The organism is Synechococcus sp. R6-5, from assembly GCF_047461775.1.
Classification (GTDB): domain Bacteria; phylum Cyanobacteriota; class Cyanobacteriia; order Thermostichales; family Thermostichaceae; genus Thermostichus.
The window spans coordinates 1-4,483 of record NZ_JANSHV010000165.1 but is presented as its reverse complement, the minus strand read 5'-3'; the positions used below and the strand labels follow the sequence as shown (position 1 = coordinate 4,483).

Annotated in this window: 4 protein-coding genes; 1 reads left to right on the top strand and 3 read right to left on the bottom strand. The window is 58.2% G+C overall.

Features of this window, described 5'->3' with window-relative positions; all coding sequences use genetic code 11:
* Window positions 1-189 precede the first annotated feature (189 nt).
* The 3 genes from NW818_RS09290 to upp all read right to left on the bottom strand — a co-directional run bounded on the left by NW818_RS09290 (window position 190) and on the right by upp (window position 2,728).
* Window positions 190-897, bottom strand: a complete 708-nt coding sequence (locus tag NW818_RS09290) for a tetratricopeptide repeat protein (protein ID WP_414424387.1) — start codon at window positions 895-897, stop codon at window positions 190-192.
* Window positions 884-1,768, bottom strand: coding sequence for a hypothetical protein (locus NW818_RS09285; RefSeq protein ID WP_414383968.1), 885 nt, complete (start codon window positions 1,766-1,768; stop codon window positions 884-886). The genes NW818_RS09290 and NW818_RS09285 overlap by 14 nt, the downstream gene beginning before the upstream one ends.
* Window positions 1,769-2,038: 270 nt before the next feature.
* Window positions 2,039-2,728: a uracil phosphoribosyltransferase gene (gene upp / locus NW818_RS09280; RefSeq protein ID WP_414344397.1), complete on the bottom strand. Its 690-nt coding sequence runs from the start codon at window positions 2,726-2,728 to the stop codon at window positions 2,039-2,041.
* Between the two features lie 570 nt (window positions 2,729-3,298).
* Between upp and NW818_RS09275 the strand changes: the two genes are divergently transcribed.
* Window positions 3,299-4,375 carry an ABC transporter substrate-binding protein gene (locus NW818_RS09275; protein ID WP_414424386.1) on the top strand — a complete coding sequence of 359 codons (1,077 nt, stop codon included), beginning with the start codon at window positions 3,299-3,301 and terminating at the stop codon, window positions 4,373-4,375.
* Window positions 4,376-4,483: the final 108 nt, after the last annotated feature.

The window sequence follows — 4,483 nt, the reverse complement described above, 5'->3', positions numbered from 1 at the left end:
GCAGTGTTCAGCGTAAATGTATCAGGCATGCTGATGATGTTCACCACGGTGTTCACCACCAAAGGGCCCCAGCCCGAGGATTCTCAGTCGGATCCCCAAAAGGGGCGAGCCTAGCCCAAGGCCCGGTGACGGGATCCCTGGCATCCAGCTACATGCCTTCATGGGTTGTCAGTCTGGGCCGAGAGAGAACTAGTCCCGCTCCTGTTGGCGGAGCCGCTGCAGAAGCGAGAGGGGTTTCTCTTCCTCTGGCCCTTTCTTTTCAGTCGCAGTTGGCAGGGCGGTTGTTTCTGTTTTCTGAGGTTCGAGCAAGAGCTTGGCGGCTTCTGACTCAACGGCTGGAGGGCGAGCCGGGTTCTCCCCTTGTTGGCCGGGCAAGGGAACAGACTCCAGAGTGGCCAGCAGAGCTTGAATATGGCTGTGGGTTTCGGGATGGTTGCTGGCGGCATGGGCCAAGAGGGTGAGCTGCTCTTTGGCAGCGACCAGGTTCCCCAGCTTGAGATCCACCAAGGCCAGTTGATAGCGAGCCTTAAAGCCACTGGGATCCACCTCTACCGAGCGTTGAAAGGCGGCGCGGGCCTCCGCCAGCTTGCCCTGACGGGCATAGATCAAGCCGAGGTTGAAAGGCACGTTGGGATCCCGTTCGCTGGGCAGCACCAAGGTTTTTTCTTCCAGTTCAATTGCGCTCCGGTAGGCGTTGATGGCCAAGGTATGGAAGCCCATCTGCAGATAGCGAGCTCCGTCTTCCTTCAGTTGGGCGACCGTCGGCTCCCCTGTCAGTAGGGTCATGGGCGGTTGCGCGTAGGCGGGCATGGCCACCGCCAAGCTCAGCAGGCACCCCACCGTTTTCAGGCCTAAGGGTACAGCCTGACGACCAATCTGCTGCCTATTCATCACCATGATCTGTTTCCTCCAACCACATCAACACCACTTCATTCCACCCCTCTGGGCCGGGGAGCTGAGCCAATTGCCATTGAGGCAGGGCCTCACTCCAGAGACTATCCGCAATGGGGCTGGGAAGCACCACTTTTTGTTCCGACCATCGCAAAAAGGCCACATCTGGCGGGGAACACCCAATGCCCAAAGCTTTGATAGGGCCCAGATGCCGTTGGTAGCAATCCAGCAGCCGCTGCACCGCCTGTTCCCCCGGTAACCAATTGGGTTCTGCGGCCATCGTTGGCTGCATCCATCCGGTCAGATACCATTGCGGCAGGCTAGAGAAGTGAAGCTGACGCACCCGCAGCAGATGTTGGGTGAGGTTGGCTTCTTGCTGGGCAAAAGCTTCCCGCAGGGTTTCGGGATCCCCGGAATAGCTGAAAATCTCACTGTACTCTCGCTGCTGCGCCCGCTCTGCCTCTTCCAAAGGGATCCCAGTGGCAGCGGCCAGTTCAGAGGCAGTCCAATCCCCAAACCCGATCAAATCCAAGTGGGACTCTTGACGCACCTGTTGCAGGATGCTGCGCAGGCGAGAATAGGGCAGACCCAAAGCATACACGTAGTAGGGCGGTCGGTGTTGCCACTGCTCGTCTAGGATGCCCGCCGGGAAGTAATGCTCGGGAACGTAAACGGCAGAGCCATCCTCACAGATGAACGGATGCTCCAGGCGTAACTGCCGCCGCACATGTTCCAGTTGAGCGCGGGTGCGCAGGCTGTAGAGCACCAAGGGAATGGAGCGGCGCTCTAGGGCAGCCAAGGCTTGTCGGGCAGCACCATAGCTGTTGGACTCCAGATCCAGCAAGCTGCCATCCAAACTGGTAAGGACAAGTCGCATAGGCGCAGGAAAGGGAAAGGCGCTGGCCCCGTCAAAATTTCAAGCAGCACGACCGGCTGAAGCGTCCTACAGTACCCATGATCCAATAGCTTGACCAATCTGAGGGGGGTTAGCCTCAAATGCTCTCCCTCAAAGCATCTGGGTGAATGGGCAATCCGTGCGCCAGAAGTGGTAAAAGCTCGATTGAGCACTACAGAATGCGTGTGTCGCCGAAGATCTTGGCTCAAAAACCAGCAGCAGAGAAGACAGACAGATTGAGTGGGTCAGTGGCTAGTTCTCTGTGCCGAAGGCGCGATCCCCTGCATCCCCCAGCCCGGGCAAAATGAACCCTCGATCGTTCAGCCGCTCGTCGATCATGGCGCAGAAAATTTGCACCATCGGGTAGTGGGATCCCAACCGCTGTAACCCTGGGGGCGCTGCCAATGCGCAGACAATCCGGACCAAGCTGGGATCCGCCCCCCGTTTTTTTAGCTCATCCAAAACCCAGAGCAGCGTGCCCCCGGTGGCCAACATCGGCTCGGGAATGAGAATGCGCATCTGCTCAGGGATCCGCTCTGGAAGGCGATTGAGGTAGCAACTGGCCTGCAGCGTTTCCTCATCCCGCACCATGCCAATGTGAAAGATCCGCGCCTGGGGCAAAAGGGCCTGACAGCCTTCCAGCATCGCCAAGCCAGCCCGCAATACAGGCACAATGCCCAGCAGGGTATCCGGCGCGATGACCTCTGCGGCAACGGGTTCCAAAGGGGTTTGCACCTGAACGGTCTGGGTGGGGATCCACTCCCGCATCGCCTCATAGGTTAGCCAGCGGCCCAGCTCCGACATGGCCGTGCGAAACAGGGGCATGGGCGTCTCCGCATCCCGAGCCACGGTTAGCCAGTGCTTAATGAGCGGGTGAGGGGGGACATAGACACGAAGCTGCTGACTTGCCACGGGAGAATGCCTCAATCTGGGCGGTAGCATAGCGGGTTGCCTTAGCAGAAAGCAAGCTCTAGAAAGCAAGCTCTCCAATTGGCCGCAACTCCATCCCGACCGGGGATAAATTGCCAACAGCTCCGGCAAATGCTCAAGGGGTGGGGCTCTTTGACCCAGCAAGATTGCGGCAGAATGAGATCTGCAGGTTACTTCGAGCGCCGGTCATGTTCGGTGGCTACAGGTTTGGGATAGACCAGGGCAAGGCTGGTTTCGGGTTTTGTTCCTCTTGCCATTTGCGAACTGAGGTGCTGGCCCCAGGGCAGCTTGGCCTCCCGCCGATGGAACCGAACGCCAACGGCTCTCGTCTGCAAGTGCCGGTAGCCGGAGATACCGCTCTGCCCAAGGGTTTCTGGCTTAATGGGGTGTCGCAAGTTACAGCCTGTTCACAAATTAAGGGATACAAAACTTAAGGGATACAAAACATCGTGTTTCTGAGGCTTGACTCCGATGAGGTTTAGAACAAGTAGGTTTACAACCGTATCCGTAGCCCCTCAATAGGCTGTACCTGCATCTTTGGCCCCCTCACACCCTGCAAGGATTAGGTTAGGAAGAATGGATATGGCTTCGCCTCAACCCTCTGACTCGAACACCAACGCTCTGAGCCGCCGTCAACTTCTCAAGGTGGGGGCCGCAGCCCTTGGGGGCGGTCTGCTGGCGGCAGGGGGCGCCCAAGCTCAGCGCAAACCCTCTCCCACCCTGATCGTGGCTCAGGGATCCGGCCTGGATCGCGTTTCCTATGCTACCAACTGGTATGCTCAGGCGGAACATGGCGGCTTCTATCAGGCGGTGGCGACCGGCATCTACCGCGAGCATGGCCTGGATGTGACCATCAAGATGGGTGGCCCCGGCATCAACATCACCCAAGTTTTGGCCGGTGGAGCTGCCGAGTTTGCCATGGGGGGAAGCACAGGGGTGATCAATGCTGTGCGAGAAGGGATCCCTTTGGTGTGTGTGGCAGCCATTTTCCAGAAAGACCCGCAGATCATCATGACCCACCCCGGCACCCAGCGCTTTGAAGAGCTCAAGGGCCGGCCCATTTTCGTCTCGAAAGGGGGGCTTGCCACCTACTGGCCCTACCTAAAGGCCCGCTTTGGCTTCACCGACGATCAGGTTCGTCCCTACAACTTCAACCCCGGCCCCTTTTTGGCGGATCCCAGCTCAGCTCAGCAAGGCTATCTGACATCCGAGCCTTTTGCCATCCAACGGGAAGGGGGATTTGAGCCGGTGGTCTTCCTCCTGGCGGATTTGGGCTACAAACCCTATGCCACCACCATCGAAACCCGTCGCCAACTGGTGGAAACCAAGCCCGACTTGGTGGAGCGATTCGTGGATGCCTCTATCAAAGGCTGGTACAGCTTCTTGGAGGATCCCCGTCCGGCCTATCGCTTGATCAAGCAGGACAACCCGGAGATGACCGATGCCCAGTTGGCCTACAGCTTCGAGAAATTGCAGGAGTACGGCATCATCTTGTCCGGCGATGCGTTGGAAAAAGGCATTGGCGCCATGACCGACAAACGCTGGCAAGACTTCTTCGACAGCATGACGGTGGCCGGCGTATTTGAGCCAACCATCAACTACCGGGCTGCCTACACACTGGACTTCGTCAATAAAGGCACTGCCTACTACACTGCCTGACGGACTTCCACCCTTGGCGCTTCTCAGCCCAAGGGATCCCCCCTCGCCCCCAGCCCCTCTTCCACCAAGGGAGAGGGGAACTATAATCATTTCAAACTAGATTGAGAC